We start from the raw sequence: 1,102 nt of genomic DNA, 5'->3' as shown, positions 1-1,102 counted from the left end.
CACCATCGCGAGGTCCCGAGCGGAAACCACCGTCGCGGGAACCACCACGAGAATCCCGGTCACCACCGAAACCACCCTCACGGGGACCCGAACGGAAACCACCCTCACGTGGCCCGGAACGGAAGCCGCCCTCACGGGAACCACCATCGCGAGGTCCGGAACGGAAGCCGCCCTCACGGGAACCACCATCGCGAGGCCCGGAACGGAAACCACCCTCACGGGAACCACCATCGCGAGGCCCGGAACGGAAACCACCCTCACGGGAACCACCATCGCGAGGTCCCGAGCGGAAACCACCGTCGCGGGAACCACCACGAGAATCCCGGTCACCACCGAAACCACCCTCACGGGGACCCGAACGGTAACCACCGTCGCGGGAACCACCACGAGAATCCCGGTCACCACCGAAACCACCCTCGCGAGGCCCCGAACGGAAACCGCCCTCGCGGGGCCCGGACCGGTAGCCGCCATCACGGGGGCCGCCACCGTCACGCGGACCGGAACGGTAACCACCGTCACGGGAGCCACCACGAGAATCCCGGTCACCACCAAAGCCACCCTCACGGGGACCCGAACGGAAACCACCCTCACGGGAACCACCATCGCGAGGTCCCGAACGGTAACCACCCTCACGGGAACCACCACGAGAATCCCGGTCACCACCAAAGCCACCCTCGCGAGGGCCGGACCGGAAGCCTCCGTCGCTCTGGCCACCACCGCGATAGCCGCCGCCACCGCCGCCGTAGCCGCCTCGCTGCCCACCACCGGAGTAGCCGCCGCGCTCACCTGATCCGCCACGGGCATCGCGGTCACCCCGGTAGGTCGGGCGGTCATCCCGACGTGGGGATCCGCCACGACCACCGTCGCGGTTGGGGCGATCGTCGCCTCGGCGCTGACGGTCGTCGCCCTGGGGTCCTGAACTCACGGGTACATCCTTCCTGATGGCACGGGGGCCGGAGCAACGCAGTCAAGGGCCGACCCGGATGGGGCGGCCCTCGACTGAAAGATTGTCCGGCGGCGTCCTACTCTCCCACACCCTCCCGAGTGCAGTACCATCGGCGCTGGAGGGCTTAGCTTCCGGGTTCGGAATGTAACCGGGCGT

1 rRNA gene and 1 pseudogene are annotated in these 1,102 nt (G+C 68.7%); both read right to left on the bottom strand.

The annotated features are described in order from the left end of the window. A pseudogene (locus ACI2K4_RS36320) lies at positions 1 to 804 on the bottom strand (hypothetical protein); the annotation flags it as partial. A gap of 205 nt (positions 805 to 1,009) precedes the next feature. After that, a 5S ribosomal RNA gene (gene rrf, locus ACI2K4_RS36315) occupies positions 1,010 to 1,102 on the bottom strand; the annotation flags it as partial.

Origin of the sequence: Micromonospora sp. NPDC050397, assembly GCF_044901685.1 — a bacterium.
GTDB lineage: Bacteria > Actinomycetota > Actinomycetes > Mycobacteriales > Micromonosporaceae > Micromonospora_G.
This window is presented reverse-complemented; position numbering and strand designations above follow the sequence as displayed.